At 60.4% G+C, this 17,151-nt stretch carries 19 protein-coding genes; 9 read left to right on the top strand and 10 right to left on the bottom strand.

The window, feature by feature from the left end; genetic code table 11:
* Positions 1-115 precede the first annotated feature (115 nt).
* The gene (locus ACIQJ2_RS15225) at positions 116-1,297 is read left to right on the top strand and encodes a phosphotransferase (RefSeq protein ID WP_400672680.1); all 1,182 of its coding nucleotides are present in this window, start codon (positions 116-118) and stop codon (positions 1,295-1,297) included.
* 7 nt (positions 1,298-1,304) lie between these two features.
* Here ACIQJ2_RS15225 and ACIQJ2_RS15220 read toward each other — a convergent pair whose 3' ends face one another.
* Entirely contained in the window at positions 1,305-1,823 is a 519-nt protein-coding gene (locus ACIQJ2_RS15220) for a DinB family protein (protein ID WP_400672683.1), read from the bottom strand.
* A 104-nt stretch (positions 1,824-1,927) separates the two neighbouring features.
* Here ACIQJ2_RS15220 and ACIQJ2_RS15215 point away from each other — a divergent pair, with 104 nt between their 5' ends.
* From ACIQJ2_RS15215 to ACIQJ2_RS15195, 5 genes are all read left to right on the top strand, one after another.
* Positions 1,928-2,521 (top strand): TetR/AcrR family transcriptional regulator, encoded by a 594-nt coding sequence (locus tag ACIQJ2_RS15215; protein WP_400746541.1) that lies wholly within the window; start codon positions 1,928-1,930, stop codon positions 2,519-2,521.
* 156 nt (positions 2,522-2,677) lie between these two features.
* Positions 2,678-3,154 carry a MarR family winged helix-turn-helix transcriptional regulator gene (locus ACIQJ2_RS15210; protein ID WP_400672688.1) on the top strand — a complete coding sequence of 159 codons (477 nt, stop codon included), beginning with the start codon at positions 2,678-2,680 and terminating at the stop codon, positions 3,152-3,154.
* Complete coding sequence (locus tag ACIQJ2_RS15205) at positions 3,151-5,223, top strand: FUSC family protein (protein WP_400672691.1); 2,073 nt, start codon at positions 3,151-3,153, stop codon at positions 5,221-5,223. Before ACIQJ2_RS15210 ends, ACIQJ2_RS15205 begins: the two co-directional genes overlap by 4 nt.
* A 4-nt stretch (positions 5,224-5,227) precedes the next feature.
* Positions 5,228-5,437: a DUF1656 domain-containing protein gene (locus tag ACIQJ2_RS15200; RefSeq protein ID WP_199088146.1), complete on the top strand. Its 210-nt coding sequence runs from the start codon at positions 5,228-5,230 to the stop codon at positions 5,435-5,437.
* Entirely contained in the window at positions 5,434-6,324 is an 891-nt protein-coding gene (locus tag ACIQJ2_RS15195; RefSeq protein ID WP_199148039.1) for an HlyD family secretion protein, read from the top strand. The genes ACIQJ2_RS15200 and ACIQJ2_RS15195 overlap by 4 nt, the downstream gene beginning before the upstream one ends.
* A 33-nt stretch (positions 6,325-6,357) precedes the next feature.
* Here ACIQJ2_RS15195 and msrQ read toward each other — a convergent pair whose 3' ends face one another.
* Together msrQ and msrP are read right to left on the bottom strand one after the other, a co-directional pair.
* Positions 6,358-7,011, bottom strand: a complete 654-nt coding sequence (gene msrQ, locus ACIQJ2_RS15190; RefSeq protein ID WP_400672695.1) for a protein-methionine-sulfoxide reductase heme-binding subunit MsrQ — start codon at positions 7,009-7,011, stop codon at positions 6,358-6,360.
* On the bottom strand, positions 7,011-7,961 hold the full coding sequence (msrP, locus tag ACIQJ2_RS15185; protein ID WP_400672698.1) for a protein-methionine-sulfoxide reductase catalytic subunit MsrP: 951 nt from the start codon (positions 7,959-7,961) through the stop codon (positions 7,011-7,013). The genes msrQ and msrP overlap by 1 nt, the downstream gene beginning before the upstream one ends.
* A gap of 339 nt (positions 7,962-8,300) precedes the next feature.
* Between msrP and ilvD the strand changes: the two genes are divergently transcribed.
* Positions 8,301-10,139 carry a dihydroxy-acid dehydratase gene (gene ilvD, locus ACIQJ2_RS15180; protein WP_400672700.1) on the top strand — a complete coding sequence of 613 codons (1,839 nt, stop codon included), beginning with the start codon at positions 8,301-8,303 and terminating at the stop codon, positions 10,137-10,139.
* Positions 10,140-10,343: 204 nt separating this feature from the next.
* Here the strand turns inward: ilvD and ACIQJ2_RS15175 are convergent, their stop codons facing one another.
* Positions 10,344-10,691 (bottom strand): lysozyme inhibitor LprI family protein, encoded by a 348-nt coding sequence (locus tag ACIQJ2_RS15175; RefSeq protein ID WP_400672703.1) that lies wholly within the window; start codon positions 10,689-10,691, stop codon positions 10,344-10,346.
* A 175-nt stretch (positions 10,692-10,866) separates the two neighbouring features.
* On the opposite strand from ACIQJ2_RS15175, the gene ACIQJ2_RS15170 reads away from it, so the two are divergent.
* The gene (locus ACIQJ2_RS15170; protein WP_199148043.1) at positions 10,867-12,270 is read left to right on the top strand and encodes a DegQ family serine endoprotease; all 1,404 of its coding nucleotides are present in this window, start codon (positions 10,867-10,869) and stop codon (positions 12,268-12,270) included.
* Positions 12,267-13,583: a replication-associated recombination protein A gene (locus ACIQJ2_RS15165; RefSeq protein WP_400672706.1), complete on the top strand. Its 1,317-nt coding sequence runs from the start codon at positions 12,267-12,269 to the stop codon at positions 13,581-13,583. The genes ACIQJ2_RS15170 and ACIQJ2_RS15165 overlap by 4 nt, the downstream gene beginning before the upstream one ends.
* A 7-nt stretch (positions 13,584-13,590) precedes the next feature.
* Here ACIQJ2_RS15165 and ACIQJ2_RS15160 read toward each other — a convergent pair whose 3' ends face one another.
* The 6 genes from ACIQJ2_RS15160 to ACIQJ2_RS15135 form a co-directional block, all read right to left on the bottom strand.
* Entirely contained in the window at positions 13,591-13,920 is a 330-nt protein-coding gene (locus ACIQJ2_RS15160) for a DUF1883 domain-containing protein (protein WP_400672709.1), read from the bottom strand.
* Between the two features lie 103 nt (positions 13,921-14,023).
* Positions 14,024-14,293: a hypothetical protein gene (locus ACIQJ2_RS15155; RefSeq protein ID WP_400672711.1), complete on the bottom strand. Its 270-nt coding sequence runs from the start codon at positions 14,291-14,293 to the stop codon at positions 14,024-14,026.
* Between the two features lie 33 nt (positions 14,294-14,326).
* The gene (locus ACIQJ2_RS15150) at positions 14,327-14,524 is read right to left on the bottom strand and encodes a hypothetical protein (protein WP_400672713.1); all 198 of its coding nucleotides are present in this window, start codon (positions 14,522-14,524) and stop codon (positions 14,327-14,329) included.
* Between the two features lie 143 nt (positions 14,525-14,667).
* Positions 14,668-15,609, bottom strand: a complete 942-nt coding sequence (gene dapA, locus ACIQJ2_RS15145) for a 4-hydroxy-tetrahydrodipicolinate synthase (RefSeq protein WP_400672715.1) — start codon at positions 15,607-15,609, stop codon at positions 14,668-14,670.
* Between the two features lie 11 nt (positions 15,610-15,620).
* A complete protein-coding gene (locus tag ACIQJ2_RS15140; protein ID WP_400672717.1) occupies positions 15,621-15,848 on the bottom strand; it encodes a hypothetical protein in 228 nt (75 codons plus the stop codon).
* Positions 15,849-16,007: 159 nt separating this feature from the next.
* Positions 16,008-17,021 (bottom strand): ketopantoate reductase family protein, encoded by a 1,014-nt coding sequence (locus ACIQJ2_RS15135; protein ID WP_400672719.1) that lies wholly within the window; start codon positions 17,019-17,021, stop codon positions 16,008-16,010.
* Positions 17,022-17,151 lie beyond the last annotated feature (130 nt).

The raw sequence follows: 17,151 nt of genomic DNA, 5'->3' as shown, positions 1-17,151 counted from the left end.
CGAAGAACTTGTCAGCGGCAATCAGCATGATAACTTGATCCCGACCGCGACCTAAGAATCTCATCCAGATTGTCGCAAGCGTCTCATCCTGATTGCCGCGCTATAAGCACGGCTGGTGCTGGTGACGCCCGATGGCGCCCTGGTGGGTTGCCTGCCGCCGATCCCCGTCGAGTTTCCCTGGTGGCAGGAAGTGGAGTCTATCGTCCGCGCCGCACGCGAACATTATGGCATCGATGCGACGATCCTGCGTCTGCTCGAAACCGCTCGTGACCGGGCGCCTGGCGGCGAAGTCACCTATCTCGCCGAGATTGCGGAACCTGTATCGGCAGAAGCGTGGCCGGGAAAGATCGAGGCGCATCCGCTGCGCCAAGCCTATGCTGAACCCGGTGGCCCTTCCACCGATCTCGATTGGGCGGTGCGGGTGCTTGCCGAGCATGGCTTGGCACCGACGGCCAAACCCGTCCAGTACCGCACCTGGAACTTATCCAGCGTCTGGCGCATCCCGATCGGTGTCCAGTCGGCCTGGCTGAAAGTCGTGCCGCCGTTCCTGGCGCATGAAGGCCGCGTCATCACTGCGTTGGCCGGCCGCCATGTTCCAACATTGTATGGTCATGACGAAAACGGGCGCGCTTTAATTGCGGAGATCCCCGGCGACGACTTGTATGAGGCCACGCTGGAGCAACTGCTTGGGATGGTGACGCTGCTTGTCGAAATACAGGCTTCCTGGATCGACCGTGTCTCGGAACTGCGCGCGATGCGATTGCCCGATTGGCGCGGCCGGAGCCTGTGTTCCGAGATCGCCGAGGTGGTGCAACGGACAAGCGCGGAGTTGTCGGAGGAGGAGCGCGCGACATTGCACCGTTTTGTGCAAGATCTTCCAGTCTTGTTTGATGAAGTCTACGCCTCCGGTCTGCCGGATATGCTTGTCCATGGCGACTGCCACCCGGGCAATTTTCGCGGAGCGGGGCAGGAGCTTACCCTTCTTGATTGGGGCGATAGCGGCATTGGCCACCCGTTGCTCGATCAATCCGCATTTCTCGACGCAGTGCCGCCGAACTACCGGCAGGCGATCAAGGATCATTGGAATCGCGAATGGCTGGCTCGGATACCAGGCTGCGATCCGGCACGCGCAGCCACGCTCCTCACGCCGATCGCAATGGCGAGGCGAGCAGTGATCTATCAGCGTTTTCTCGACAATATCGAACCATCGGAGCGGATCTATCATCGCGACGATCCAGCTGGCTGGCTACGAGATACCGCGGCGCTGCTGGCAAAATCGGATTGGATGCAGCGCTAGGTTCACGCTATTCCGCCGCCGGCGCTTGCCGGCGCAAGGGCTCGCTGTGGTGAAGATGAACCGCGAGCGTATCCCAAGGTGGCGTAATGGAAAGCTGCGCCAGCAGGCGGCCGATCTCGCCTCTGTGGTAGCCGCCATGCGTAACGACATGGAGAAGCATTTCCCCACGCGTCATGCAGCCTCTATCACCATCCGTGAAGACGAAGGGCAGGGCTTCGGACAGAAGTTCTGGTCTAATGGTTTCGAGATAGCACAGGTACCACTGATCGGATGCTCTGAGCGCCGCACGAAGCTCCGTTGGGGTGGGCATCTCAAGCGTATTGTCGTCCGTATAGCCATGTGCTTGTCCGGTAAGATGCGCAGCAAATATCCGGCCGACGACGAATGAGTGGTTCATGAGGCGGATCGAGAGGTGACGTTCCTTGCTGTGCTTGTCGGGTTCGAGGCGACCAATAGCATCGAGCAGCTCCCCATTCGCCCAGGCTTGATAGCGGAAAAGCGTCTGCAGCAATGATATCTCACTCATGATGGGATTGCCCTTTTGTCTGATCGAGAAATGCGAGTAATGTGCTCGCATTTTCATAAGGGGGAGAGGGAATGTCTACTCGCATTAGGAAAGCGCGTTCGCCGATGCGTAAGGAGCCGAGTCAGGCGCGTTCCCGGGCAATGGTGGATGCGATCGTCGAAGCGGGCGCTCGCGTTTTGGGTGGCCATGGCTGGGCCGGCTTCACCACGAATACCGTCGCGGCGGTCGCCGGCATCAGCATCGGTTCGCTCTATCAATACTTTCCTGACAAGCTTTCCCTCGTCGAAGCAATAAGGCGCCGGCATTTCGATGAAGTCCTGACCGTCTTGCGCCAGGCTGCCGCCACCGATCTGCCGCTGGGACAGAGCGTCGATGTGCTCGTTCAAGGTATGATCGACGCTCATGGTGTGAACCCGGAACTTCACAGGGTGCTTCTGGACGAAGTGCCGGGGTTTGAAGGTTCGAGGTCGGCCCATGATGCGTTTCTGACGGACTATCACAGTCACTACAGAGATTTCGTCGCTTTGCGGCGCCGCGTCGATAACGGTTCTTCAAATGAGATCCTTGCGCAGCTTGTATCCGGTGCGGTGGAAGGCGTGATCCACAATGGAGCGCGGAAAGGCATGCTGGGTTCGCCTGAGTTGAAACAGGGACTGGTCAGGATGATCTGTGCTTATCTCGATAGTGCCGATCGATAGTGGTTCGTGAAGGACCTCGCGGCCGATTGGCGGCTAACGAGTCCCAGATGTGCGTCCGCGGCTCATCAAAATTCGCATAGCAGCATTTCCGATTTCAAATACCACTTCGTATCATAATAATTTGAATCCTAATTAGTTTAGTGCTAATAAGTTCTCATGAAACAGTTAATCGCCCTGCAACGCATATTCACAGCCAATCTGTTGACGACCGGTCGCCAATGGCGGCGGGTCGTCGATCTCGCGCTGAGCTCCTATGGCATATCGGAAGCAGCGGCTGCGCCGCTGCTTTGGATTGGCCGATTGGGAGGCGGTGTGCGGCAGGTGGCTCTTGCCAACTATGTCGGCATCGAAGGCCCGTCTCTGGTCCGGCTGCTCGATCAGCTCGAAAGCATGGATCTGGTCATTCGCAAGGACGATCCGACGGATCGGCGCGCGAAGGGCTTGTGGCTGACGCCGGAAGGCGAAGTGCTGGCCGCTCGCATGGAAGACGCACTCGACGAATTGCGTGGAAACATCCTTGGCAACGTCGACCCGGCCGATCTTGAAGCTGCCGTCCGCGTTCTGAAAGCCTTCGAGGAATTCGAGACATGGAAGGCCGTGGCCGCAGAACAGGAGCCGGAGAAAGTCCTATGAGCATTCCGTCCTGGCGTGAGTGGTTATTTTCCGTCAAAGCCTTCATAGCGGCGGTCATGGCGCTGTTTATCGCGTTGTCGCTGGATCTGCCGCGTCCTTATTGGGCGATGGCCGCCGTCTATGTCGTCGCCAACCCGCTCGCCGGCGCAACCAGCTCCAAGGGGCTCTATCGTGCGCTCGGTACGCTTATCGGCGCCACCGCGTCGGTGATTCTTATCCCGCTCTTCGTCAATGCGCCGGAACTGCTTTCGATCGTGGTTGCACTCTGGACTGGCACTCTCCTGTTCATCTCGATGCTGGATCGCACCTCGCGCAGCTATGTCTTCATGCTGGCCGGTTATACGTTGCCGCTGATCGCGCTGCCGACCGTCGGCTCGCCCGAAACCATTTTCGATGTGGCGCTTGCCCGTTCGGAAGAGATCCTCATCGGCATCGTCTGCGCGAGCGTTGTCAGCGCCGTCGTCTTTCCGAGCAGCGTCGGCACCGTTCTCGGCCAGCGGATAGGTTCTTGGCTGGATGACGCCGGCACCTGGGCGGACGAGATCCTGCGCGGTGAGGGTGCTTCGCCCGCAACTCCCCTGAAGCGCCAGAAGCTTGCCGCCGACGTTTCCGGCCTCGATCTCGTCATCAGCCAGTTGAAATATGATGCTGGCAGCCGCGATATCGTCCGGCATTCACGCGAGCTGCGCGGTCGTCTGTTGATGCTCTTGCCGCTTTTCTCCTCGCTTGCCGACCGCCTGCATGCCTTGAAGGCCACCGGCAAGCCGCTGCCACAGGAACTGGTTGCCGTTCTGAACGACGTGGCCGATTGGCTCGGGCAGGGCGGTCGCGGCAAGGTCGATGAGACCGCCGAAACCTTGTCGAGAAAGATCGAGGAGTTGCAGCAGAATGATCTTGATCTCGGTTGGGATGATCTCGTTCGGTCGAGCGCTCTTGCCCGCCTCAAGGAAATCGTCGACCTTTGGCAGGATTGCCTGGCGCTGCGCGCCCAGATCGTTTCCGGGCAGCAGGTCGGCACATGGCGCCCGGCCTTCCGCCATCGTAACGTCGTCGGCCACATCAGACACTATGATTACGCCCTGCTTGCCTTTTCGGCGGGTAGTGTCGTCGTTGGAATTGTGGTCGCCTGCTTCTTCTGGATCTATTCCGGATGGCAGGATGGTGCCGGCTTCATCGCGATGGCGGCCGTTGCCTGCTCGTTTTTCGCCGCGCTCGATCGCCCCGCGCCCTTTATCACCACCATGTTCATCTGGACTGCGGTCAGCCTCGTTGTCGCCTGCGTCTATATCTTCGGTGTCTTGCCGTCGATCTCCGGCTTTGAGATGCTGGTGTTGGTCTTTGCTCCGCCCTTCCTGGTAATGGGCTTGCTGATCACTCGCCCGCAGACCAACATGCTCGGCATGCTGCTCGCGGTGAACGGTGCAAGTTTCATCGCGCTGCAGGATCGTTACTCCGCCGATTTCGCCAGCTTCACCAACAGCGCGATCGCCGCTCTGGCCGGTGTGGGATTCGCCTTGGTCTGGACGTTGCTCACCCGTCCCTTCGGCGCCGAATTGGCTGCATGGAGGCTGGTCAGGGCGGGATGGACGGATCTTGCCGAAACCGCGGCGGGCATCCGCCGAGCCGATCACGAGCGGCTGTCCGGTCGTATCCTCGACCGCCTGGGTCAGCTCGTGCCGCGCCTTGCCGGCATAGAAGACCGCGAGTTGAAGAAGGTCGATGGCTACGCCGACGTCCGCCTCGGCTTCAACGTCCTGATGCTGCAGAAGGAGCGTGGCCAGCTGAAATCCGCCGCCGCCTCGTCGGTAAGCGAGGTCCTGATCGGCGTTTCGGATTTCTATCGCTCCCGGCTGAAGGCCAAGAGCGCCATCGACCCGTCCGACGATCTGCGCGCCTCGATCGACCGCAGCCTTGAGGCTGTGGCGCATGAAAAACGGCATGCCGGTCGAGCGAGCCTCGATGCGCTTGTTGGCCTTCGCCGCGCACTCTTCCCGCATGCGGAACCGCCGGCGAGCTGGCGACCGCCCGTATCCGACATCACTCAACCACTTCCCATTGCCGCCGAGTAACATCATGCCCGCAGAATTCGATCTTTATGGCGTTTATATTCCACGCCTTCTCGTTCTCATGCTCGTGACGCTGTTTGCCGTCATCATCCTAAGACGCCTGCTCGCATGGATCGGAGCCTACACTCTGGTCTGGCATCGCGGTCTCTTCGACTTCGCGCTTTACATCCTGCTGCTCGGCGCCGTCTCCTCTGTCTCTCGTTGGTACTTCACATGAATACGTTCAAACTCATCGGCCGCGTGGTCGTCACGCTCATCTTCGTCGTCGCTGCCGTCTATGTCGGCCGTCAGCTCTGGGGCCACTACATGGATGAACCCTGGACACGCGATGCACGCCTCAGGGCCGATGTCGTCGGCATCGCGCCTGACGTCTCCGGCCTCGTGAGCGACGTCCTCGTCAAGGACAACCAGAGTGTCAAGAAGGGCGATATCCTCTTTCGTGTCGATCGCGATCGCTTTGCCATCGCGCTTGAGCAGGCGGATGCGGCTCTCGCAAGCAGCAAGGCCGCTCTCGAGCAGGCCCGCCGCGAGAACGACCGGCAGGGACGCCTTGGCGATGCCGCTTCGATGCAGAAGAAGGAACAGGCGCAGACAGCCGAGGAGCAGGCCGAAGCCTCTCTTCGCCAGGCGACGGCCAATCGCGAGCTTGCGCAACTGAACCTCGATCGCTCAGAAGTTCGCGCCACCGTCAACGGCACGATTTCGAACCTAAGCCTGCGTCCGGGCGACTACGTCGCCGCCGGCACAGCCAAGGTCGCTCTTATCGACACCGACTCCCTGCGCGTCGAAGGTTATTTTGAAGAAACCAAACTGCCGCGCATTCACGTCGGCGATGAGGTCGCCATTCATCTGATGGGCCAGGCCGAAAAGCTGACCGGCCACGTCGAAAGCATTGCCTATGGCATCGAGGACCGTGAGCGCACGTCCGGCAGCCTGCTTGCCAACATTACGCCGACCTTCAGCTGGGTGCGGCTGGCACAGCGTGTGCCTGTACGCATCGCGCTCGACAAGGTGCCTGACGGTACGAAGCTGATCGCCGGTCTGACGGTAACAGCCGAGGTGCAGGAAAAAGGCCAGCCCAAAATCGCCAGCGCCGCGGACTGATCCGAACGCCGGAAAAGATCAGGGCGGCCGAATTCAGGCCGCTCTGGAACTGGATGCGGCGATCGGCCTGCGCGCCGCCCGCCGCCTCTCCATCATGATAGGCCGATAGGATCTGTAGAGGATCATGGCGATCAGCAGGCCGATATAGATGAATTGCTCAAGCGACAGGATCTTTGTCGACAGTGCGAAGTGCAAGGCGCCGCATGCGGCGATAATGTAGACCAGACGGTGCAGCCAGATCCATGTCTTGCCAAGCCGCCGGATCGAGAAGTTGTTCGAGGTCACGGCAAGCGCCAGCAGCATGACGAGCCCTGCCATGCCGAACATGATGAAGGGCCGTTTCAGCACGTCGTCGACCACAGCCTGCACGTCCAGCGCCTGATCGAGGACCATGTAGACGGTCAGATGCATCAGCGCGTAGTAGAAGCAGAGCAGGCCGAGCGCGCGGCGATAGCGCAGATAGTTCCAGCCGAAGAGATCGCGAAGCGGGGTGACCGCAAGCGTCAATAGCAGGAAGCGGATCGCCCACAATCCCAGGAAAAGCTCGAAGGTCTTCACCGCGTCGGCGCCAAGCTGATCCGTCGCCCCGAGATAGAATTCCCAGGCAGCCGGCAGAAGGCCCACCACATAGAGCGCCCAGACCGATGCGGGCTGCCAGCGCTTGGGAAGAGCGAAGGAAACAGCCATCAGAAATTCACCCGGAGGTCCATGCCGCTATAGAGGCTGGCGACCTGATCGGCATAGCCGTTGAAGGGCAGGGTGGGGTGACGGTTGGAGCTGAAGAACCCGCCTTCGCCGATGCGTCGCTCCGTTGCCTGGCTCCACCGCGGATGATCGACGGCCGGATTGACGTTGGCGTAGAAGCCGTATTCCTGGCTGTTGGTCACCTGCCATGTGTTCAGCGGCTGCTTGTCGGTGAGGGTAATACGAACGATCGACTTGATGCCTTTGAAACCGTATTTCCACGGCACGACGAGCCGGATCGGCGCGCCATTCTGGTTTGGCAGGGTTTCGCCGTAGAGGCCAACGGCCAGCAGCGTCAGCGGGTTGCGTGCCTCGTCCAGGCGCAGACCCTCGACATAGGGCCAGTCCAGCGATTGCAGAAGGCCCGATTGCCCCGGCATTTCAGCTGGTCGCACGACCGTTTCGAAAGCCACATACTTGGCGCTGCCCTGCGGCTCCACCTTGTCAAGCAAAGCCGAGAGCGGAAACCCGTCCCACGGGATGACCATGGACCAGGCTTCGACGCAACGCATGCGATAGACCCGCTCTTCCGGCGGAAACTCCTTGATCAAAGCATCGACGTCGAAGGTGCCGGGCTTGTTGACCATACCATCGACCTTGATCGTCCATGGCCGAGGCTTGAACTTGCCGGAGAGGTTTGCCGGATCGGCCTTGTCGAGGCCGAATTCATAGAAGTTGTTATAGGTTGTGACGTCCTTGATCGGCGTCAGCTTCTCATCCACCGCATAATTGCTCTTGGTCGCCGTTAGTGCTTCGGCCAGGACAGCCTTGCCGCCAATGGCAGCCATGCCGATGCCGGCTGCCGCCGCCGTAAGAAATTCGCGGCGCTTCAGATAGACCGAGCGCGGCGTGATCTCGGAGGATGCGATTTTCGGCGGACGGTAGGAGGCCATGGAACAATTCCTCTATGCGGTAACGGCTTCGATATCAGCGATACGCAGCGGGCACGGATTTTGTTACACTCATAGGCTGGCATTTCTTTGGAAGTGAAAGCAACTTTTTGTGTGCGCTTGTGGTTGGGCCGTCTCGTTCCCAATTCTGTCAAGGCGAGCAGCTTGACCGAACGCAGCCCCAACCCGGCAGCGTACCGGATTCGCTTGAGTTGATAGTGACAGTATTGCACGATTGGATTAGGACAATTCCAAAAAGCGGAGTTGCCGGCGTCCCCTTCGGCCCGAAACCTTTGGCCCCTGCCGACGCCGCACAAATTCCAGGATGACGAGGAAGACACCATGCCAGCTTATCGTTCCAGAACCACCACCCACGGCCGCAACATGGCCGGCGCGCGCGGCCTTTGGCGTGCGACGGGTATGAAGGACAGCGATTTCGGCAAGCCCATTATCGCGGTGGTCAATTCCTTCACCCAGTTCGTGCCGGGCCACGTTCACCTGAAGGACCTGGGCCAGCTCGTTGCGCGCGAAATCGAAGCGGCCGGCGGCGTTGCCAAGGAATTCAACACCATCGCCGTCGACGACGGTATCGCCATGGGCCATGACGGCATGCTCTATTCGCTGCCGTCGCGCGAACTCATCGCCGACAGCGTCGAATACATGGTCAATGCCCATTGCGCCGACGCCATGGTCTGCATCTCCAACTGCGACAAGATCACTCCCGGCATGCTCATGGCTTCGTTGCGCCTGAACATTCCGACTGTCTTCGTTTCCGGTGGTCCGATGGAGGCCGGCAAGGTCGTGCTGCATGGCAAGAAGGTCGCTCTCGACCTCGTCGACGCCATGGTTGCCGCTGCCGACGACAAGATCAGCGACGAGGACGTCGCAACCATCGAACGCTCCGCCTGTCCGACCTGCGGCTCGTGCTCGGGCATGTTCACGGCCAATTCGATGAACTGCCTGACCGAGGCACTCGGGCTGTCGCTGCCGGGCAACGGCTCGACGCTTGCCACTCACTCGGACCGCAAGGAGCTCTTCCTCGAAGCCGGCCGCCGTGTCGTCGCTCTGGCAAAACGCTATTATGAGCAGGATGATGTGACGGCTCTGCCGCGGACGATCGCCAGCAAGGGCGCGTTCGAGAATGCGATGGCGCTCGACATCGCCATGGGCGGCTCGACCAATACCGTGCTGCATATCCTCGCGGCAGCCCATGAGGGCGAGATCGATTTCACCATGGACGACATCGATCGCCTGTCGCGGCGTGTTCCCTGCCTGTCCAAGGTGGCTCCGGCCAAGTCCGACGTTCATATGGAAGACGTGCACCGCGCAGGCGGCATCATGGCGATCCTCGGCGAGTTGAACCGTGCCGGACTGATAAATGCCGACCTGCCGACCGTTCACGCTGCGACCCTGGGCGAGGCTCTGGCACAGTGGGATATCGCCGTCACCGACAACAAGGCTGCCCTGGAGCTCTTCAGCGCCGCTCCCGGCGGTGTTCCGACCCAGGTTGCCTTCAGCCAGAGCGCGCGCTGGGAAGAGCTTGATCTCGATCGTGAAAATGGCGTCATCCGCGATGCCCAGCATCCCTTCTCCAAGGATGGCGGTCTTGCTGTCTTGAAGGGCAATCTGGCCGTCGACGGCTGCATCGTGAAGACGGCTGGCGTCGATGAATCGATCCTGAAATTCTCCGGCCCGGCCAAGGTCTTCGAAAGCCAGGACGCTGCCGTCAAGGGCATCCTCGGCAATGAGGTTGTTGCTGGTGACGTGGTCGTCATCCGCTACGAAGGCCCGAAGGGCGGCCCCGGCATGCAGGAAATGCTCTATCCGACGAGCTATCTGAAGTCGAAGGGCCTCGGCAAGGCTTGCGCGCTCATCACCGACGGTCGCTTCTCAGGCGGCACCTCCGGCCTGTCTATCGGCCACGCTTCGCCGGAAGCCGCAAACGGCGGCACGATCGGCCTGGTGCGCCAAGGCGACATGATCGACATCGACATCCCGAACCGCACCATCAGCCTGCGTGTCGACGAAAAGGAACTCGCAGCCCGCCGCGAAGCGCAGAACGCCAAGGGTTGGCATCCGGCCGAACCGCGCAAGCGCAACGTGACCACGGCACTCAAGGCCTACGCCGCGTTTGCCACGAGTGCGGATCGCGGCGCTGTTCGCGACCTGGGTGGGAAATAACGAAGCGCCTTCGCCCCGCTAAGCGAGGAGAAGGTGGTCGAGCGTAGCTCGACTGCGAGAGGACGGATGAGGGCCTTTCGAGCTCTGTCGCAACGGCAGAGCGTATCTGTCCCAGCGTTTGCTCCTCACTCTAACCCTCTCCCCGCAGGCGGGGAGAGGGCACATATTCGGCTAAAGCCCCGCAAATCACATCAAACCAAACCCTTACAGCGGCCGGTTGATCTGCTTGTATGCCTCATTGAGCTGTTTCAGGCGCTCTTCGTAGGAGGATTTGAGGCAGGCGGCATCGGCGCCGCAGGCTTGACGCTTCTTCAACCACTCGGTTTGCTGATCCTGCATCGTGCCGCGCGAGCCCATGGCGAGCAGACCGGAAAGCAGGTCGAAGGTCGTTACCATCTTCACGTCGGCATCGTTGAGCGCCCTGACATCGCATATCGTCTTTTCATCGGGTTTCAGGTTCTGCGCCTCGCAATCGAAGCTGGCGGCCTGTGAGGTGCCGGCCATACCGAATGAGATCAGGAGGGCGGTGGCGGCAAGATTGTTCAATCGCATATCTGCTTCCCTTTTGACGATTCCCAACGCGAAATGCATGACAGCATGTTTTTGTTCAACGAGCCTGTTTTTTATCGCAGTAAACGTCCATTTATGCTTCATGCTTCCGCCCTCTTTTCTTTCTAGCGTCGGGCGCTACAACGTTGTTTCAAGAGCATTAAAGAAGGAAGTTTCCATGCAAGTCCTCCTGAAGCGCACTGCCGTTTCGATGATTGCCCTCATCATGGCGATGCCGCTTTCCGCTGAGGCTCAGACGGCGAAGACGCTGCCGCAAAGCCAGACGCAGATGCAGCTCTCCTTTGCACCGCTGGTCAAGCAGACGTCCGGTGCCGTGGTGAACGTTTATGCCGAGCGCGTCGTGCAGAGCCGGTCGCCTTTTGCCGGTGATCCCTTCTTCGAGCAGTTTTTCGGCCAGCGCATGCCGAATCGCACGGAGAAGCAGTCGTCGCTTGGTTCAGGTGTCATCGTGGAGGCCAACGGCACGGTCATCACGAACAATCACGTCATCGACGGTGCGGACGATATCAAGATTGCGCTTTCCGATGGCCGCGAGTTTCCTTGTAAGGTCATCTTGAAGGACGATCGCGTTGATCTGGCCGTTTTGAAGATCCAGTCGAAGAATGAGAGCTTCCCGATCCTGCCGCTCGCCAATTCCGATGCTGTCGAGGTCGGTGATCTCGTGCTGGCGATCGGTAACCCGTTCGGCGTCGGACAGACGGTTACGAGCGGCATTGTCTCGGCGCTTGCGCGAAACCAGGTGAAGAACGAAGTCGGTTTCTTCATCCAGACTGATGCGTCGATCAACCCCGGCAATTCCGGCGGCGCGCTGGTGAACATGGCTGGTGAGCTGATCGCCCTCAACACGGCCATCTTTTCGCAGGGCGGCGGTTCGAACGGCATCGGCTTCGCCATTCCCGCCAACCTGGTCAAGGTCTTCCTTGCCGCCGCCGACCGTGGCGACAAAGCCTTCGAGCGCCCCTATATCGGAGCCTCCTTCGAGCCAGTGACCTCGGATGTTGCCGAAGCGCTTGGCTTGGACAAGGTTCGCGGTGCATTGGTGACCAAGGTCGTCGACGGTGGCCCCGCGGCCAAGGCCGGCCTGAAGCCGGGTGAGGTGATCACCGCGATCAACAACATCCCGGTCGAGCATCCCGATGCGCTCGGCTACCGCCTGACCACTGCAGGGCTCGGCGCCACGGTGTCATTGACGGTGCTCGATAGCGGCAAGGAGCATCAGAGCACCATGACGCTCGCGGCCGCGCCGGAATCGACACCACGCGACGAACGAGTGATCGAAGGCAACAACCCCTTCTCTGGTGCAACTGTCGCCAATCTCTCGCCGCGCGTTGCCGACGATCTGCATATGCCGCCGGACGCGAGCGGTGTCGTGATCGAGAGCCTGAAGTCGAACTCACCGGCCGACCGTCTCGGATTTGCCGTGCGTGATATCGTCATTTCCATCAACGGCGTCGCGATCAACACCACGGAGGTTCTTCAGAAGACGGTAACCTCCAACCCGAGCTTCTGGCGGGTGGAGATCGAGCGTGACGGCCAGCGTATCCGGCAGTTCTTCCGATGAGCAATGACCTGTTTGCACCGCGGGTGCCGGAGGAGGTTGCCAACAAACGGCCTCTCGCCGATCGTCTGCGGCCGCAAACATTGGCCGATGTCACCGGTCAGGCACATCTGACGGGTGAGGACGGTGTCCTGCGCCGGATGATCGAGGCGGGCTCGCTGGGATCGATGATCTTCTGGGGGCCGCCCGGCACCGGTAAAACGACGGTTGCCCGGCTGCTCTCCGGCGAGGCGGGCCTTGCCTTCGAACAGATATCGGCGATCTTCTCCGGCGTTGCCGATCTGAAGAAAGTGTTCGAGACGGCGCGTCTGCGCCGGATGGATGGTCGCCAGACCCTGCTTTTCGTCGACGAGATCCATCGCTTCAACCGGGCGCAGCAGGATAGCTTCCTGCCCGTCATGGAGGACGGTACCGTCATCCTCGTCGGAGCGACGACGGAGAACCCGTCCTTCGAACTCAACGCCGCTCTTTTGTCTCGCGCCCGCGTCCTGACGTTCCGCTCGCATGACGAGGAAAGTCTGGAGGAGTTGCTGCGTCGCGCAGAGGCGGTGGAAGCCAAGCCGTTGCCGTTGACGGAGGATGCCCGCGCCAGCTTGATCCGCATGGCCGATGGCGATGGACGATCGGTGCTGACACTTGCCGAAGAGGTTTGGCGTGCCGCTCGCAAGGATGAGCTTTTCGATCCCGATATGCTGGTCAAGATCGTGCAACGCCGCGCTCCGGTCTACGACAAGGCGCAGGATGGGCACTACAATCTGATATCGGCACTGCATAAATCCGTGCGCGGGTCAGACCCCGACGCCGCCCTCTACTATCTTGCCCGCATGTTCGATGCCGGGGAGGATCCGCTCTATCTCGGACGCCGGCTGGTGCGCATGGCGGTCGAGGATATCGGGCTTGCCGATCCGCAGGCTCTGGTGATCTGCAATGCCGCCAAGGACGCTTATGACTATCTTGGCTCGCCCGAGGGGGAACTGGCACTGGCGCAGGCCTGCGTCTATCTTGCCACCGCCCCGAAATCCAATGCGGTCTATACCGCGTTCAAGGCGGCGACGCAGGCTGCCAAGCAGAACGGCTCGCTCCTGCCGCCCAAGCACATCCTCAACGCGCCGACAAAGCTGATGCGCACGGAGGGGTATGGTGACGGCTATCGCTACGATCACGACGAGCCGGATGCTTTCTCAGGCCAGAACTATTTTCCGGAAAAGATGGGCCGGCAGACTTTCTACGACCCGCCGGAGCGCGGCTTCGAGCGGGATATCCGCAAGCGGCTGGACTGGTGGGCCAAGCTGCGCAAGGAGCGCGGGGAGCGCTGATCTCATATCAGCCTTGGGCGCCGTCCTGCGGTGCTTTCTGCATGCGCGGCGCAATGGCTTTGTCGACCATCTTCACGCTCGATTCCGCCAGGCTCTTATGTCCCTCCATGTCGACAACCAGATGCCAATGGCCCGATTCCGGAATGGATAGCCGGATCGGCGATTTCTTGGCAACGCCGCCGAGGAATTGATGCTTGAGGGTCTCGGTGAAACGCTCGAAATTCGAGCCGTTCATCAGCCTGACATTGGCGATTGCCGAGAGCGTGATTTCGATCACCGTTCCGGCGCGCTGTTCCTTAAGATCGTAGTGGCTATAGCGAAAAGCAGGCTTCGACATCGTGTTTCTATTTTCCGGGACACCCTGGCCGGAAACCTACCCGAATGCGGGTTAAGGAAGCGTTCGGCCGGATGCGGCTGTCGAAGCCTGCAGCCGGTGCGGTTTAATGCAGATTGGATGAGGTGGAAGCAAACCCATCCAGGTCGAGGATCGCGCCCTCGGGCGCATGACATATGTCGGCCGGGTTGTGGTTGCATTCCTCGGCAGCGAAGTGCAGGGCGGCGGCTTCGTTGCGGAACAGGCCGCCAACCAGTCCCTCACGATCCTGGACGATCCAGTTGCCGCGACGGTCGCGGCCGATGATGAAGCGAGCCGGAAGCCGAGCAAGGAGATTGTGGGTCGCGCGGCGCTGAATATTCAATGCATTTGCCATCCTGTTATTCCTCTTGGATCTCTTCAGTTGTACTCAGTGGCCGGCCAGATGCATCGCCAACTGCAATGCGCCAGCGATGAAGAGGACTAGTCCCAATCGGGGCGCAACGGCGCCAAGGCCGTACAAAAGCGCCTCTGAAGAGAAGTGCCGCTCGCTCCTGGCAAGGGCGACGGCACGAGGACGTTGGAGGGGATCGGCGGCTAGGCCGGCATGCGTATAACGTGACATCATAGTTCCTTTCCAGTGTCACCAGCACCGTGGGTCGAAGCAGACCGCTTCCAGTGCCATGCCGTTGAATCTATGGGTGATTTGCTAGGATTTCCATTTGGTCGAAATGAGAAAAATATAAAAATCTCATAGGGATAGCTGAGCATTCACAGGCCAAGTCGAAAAGCCTGACGAGAAGCGAGCCGACCGCCGCCATCGATCTGAAAGGGAGTAACGGCGGTCTCGATCTCCGCCGCGGTTTCGGGCGAAACGCGAACCAGAGGCAAGCGTACCTCCGCTTCCATGTCTCGCAAGGCGGCGAGGGCATGTTTCACAGCGGCGGGCTCGCTCTCGCGGGTGAGCGCCTTGAACAGCGGTCGCAAGCGCCCATCGATCGAGTGGGCCGCGGAGAAGTGGCCGCAGGCGGCAGAGTATTGCATCGAATGGAAGAGTCGCGGAGCGACATTGGCGGCGGCGGAAAAGCAGCCTTGCCCGCCAGCCGCTGTGAAAGCGAGTGCGCTTGCGTCGCTTGAGGTGTAGAGACCGAACCATTGCGGCAGCGAGGGGCGCCAGAGATCGATCCGGGAGAGATCGCCGCTTGCGTCCGCGATGCCGATAATACCGGGAATTTCGGCTAGCCGTGCGATCGTCTCCGGAGCGAGGTCGATTGCCGTGTGCGATGGCTGGTTGTGGATGACGATGGCCATGCCGCTCTGCGCCGCGACCTGCTCGAAGTGGTGGAGAACACCCTTCTGCGTCGGCTTGGAATAATAGGGCACGGTCACGAAAGCCACGTCGGCACCGAGACGCTGTGCCTGCAGCGTCTCTTCGATCGTTGTCGCCGTGTCGTTCGTACCCGTCGCAACGACGACCGGTGTCTTGCCTTCAGAAAGCTCGACGCAGATCTCGATGATCCGCATTCGCTCGGCACAGGTCAGCGTCGGTCCTTCGCCGGTCAGCGAGCAGGCGAGCAATCCGTCGACGCCGCTCAGCAGCTGCCATTCCACATGTGCCATCATATCGACGGTGTCGAGTGCACCGTCTCGAAACGGCGTAACGAGAGCGGTGATCGTGCCGCCGATACGCTTCTGCAAGCCTTGCCTGCCCATGTTCTTATCGCTCAGAGATAGTGGACGAGGATGAAAAGCTCGAGACTGCCGAGCAGCAGCCCGAAGATAAGCATCGCCCAAAACGTGCGCTTTTCGCGGACCTTGCGATCCGGACGCTGGCGCCTTGGCCGGATCCTTGTCGCCGGCGCCGATGCGGCTCCACGATGGTGTTTCTCGTCGCTGTTATGAACCAGAATCCGAATGGATTCGGCCAGATTGGGTGCGTGCGTCTCAAGCATGGCAATGGTCTCCATATGTCCACCAAAGCGTAATTCCTGGTGGCATAGGAAATCCATTCCCCGCGGAAGGCGGGAAAGTAAGCGCGATATAAAGAGCGGAGCGGCCGGGAACTGCGTGCGTATCGGCGCTTGCTGTACCGATAAAGACAGGAGGTGGGGCTAGCCGACCGCCTGCTGGTTCGTGCGGTCGAGCTGCGTCACCAAGGCGAGGATCGTTGCGGAAACGGGTGTCGCCACGCCTGTCAGCCTGCCAAGCGAAACGACTACGCCGACGAGCGGCGTGATTTCCAGCGCCTTGCCGGCCAGTAGATCTTGCAGCATCGAGGTGCGTACCGGCCCAATCTGCCGTGAGCGGTCCAGACGCTCCTCGACCGACATCGCCACATGCGCTCCCAAAGCCTCGGCAACCGCCTTAACCTCGCCCATGACCTGGCCGACCATGGATGCAAGCGCTGGATCATTCATGATCTCCGACATCAAGGCTCGTGTCAGTGCGCTGATTGGATTGAACGATGCGTTGCCCATCAGCTTGCTCCAGATATCGTCGCGAATGCTCGCGGACACCGAGATCTTGACCCCGGCCTTTTGCAGCAGCGCCGCGATGGCTTCGATATCCGTCGTCGTCTCGCCGGATGGTTCGCCGAGGATAAAATGGCCGTTGTTGGCAAGCTTGACCTCGCCGGGCGAGATGACTTCCGCGCCCTGATAGGCGACGCAGCCGATCACCCTTTCGGGACCGACCAGCCGCCAGAGATCACCGTTCGGGTCCAGCTCCTCCATTTGATATTCCGCATGGCCACTCTTCTGGTCCTTGTGGAAATACCACCACGGTACACCGTTGAGGATCATCACGACGCGGGTCCCGGCATGGAGGAGTTTGGCAATTCCGGGCACGGCTGCCGCCAGTTGATGCCCCTTGAGCCCGGTAATGATGAGATCCTGTGGCGGCAATTCGCCCGCATCGTCCGTAGCCGTCATCCGCGCAACGAGCGGACGTTCCGCTCCTGGTTCCCAAAGCTGGATGCCGCCGGAGCGAATGGCCGCCAGATGTGCTCCGCGCGCGACGACGGAAATCTGCGCTTGCTCGAGAGAAGCCGCCAATTTTGCCGCAATCGCGCCACCGAGAGCGCCAGCGCCGTAAATACAGATGTTTTTGAAGGGGAAAGACGTCATGGCGTGATGCTCCGGGTCAGATCGCGTGCGCTGCAAAATATGTCATGCCGGCGATTTGGCGAGTAGTTTTTCGAGCCGGCCGCAATCGGAATTGAAATCGCCGCGCTTTCCCGCACGTTGCAATCGTATG

This window comes from Rhizobium sp. NPDC092011 (assembly GCF_044756305.1).
In the GTDB taxonomy this organism is placed as follows: domain Bacteria; phylum Pseudomonadota; class Alphaproteobacteria; order Rhizobiales; family Rhizobiaceae; genus Rhizobium.
This window is presented reverse-complemented; position numbering and strand designations above follow the sequence as displayed.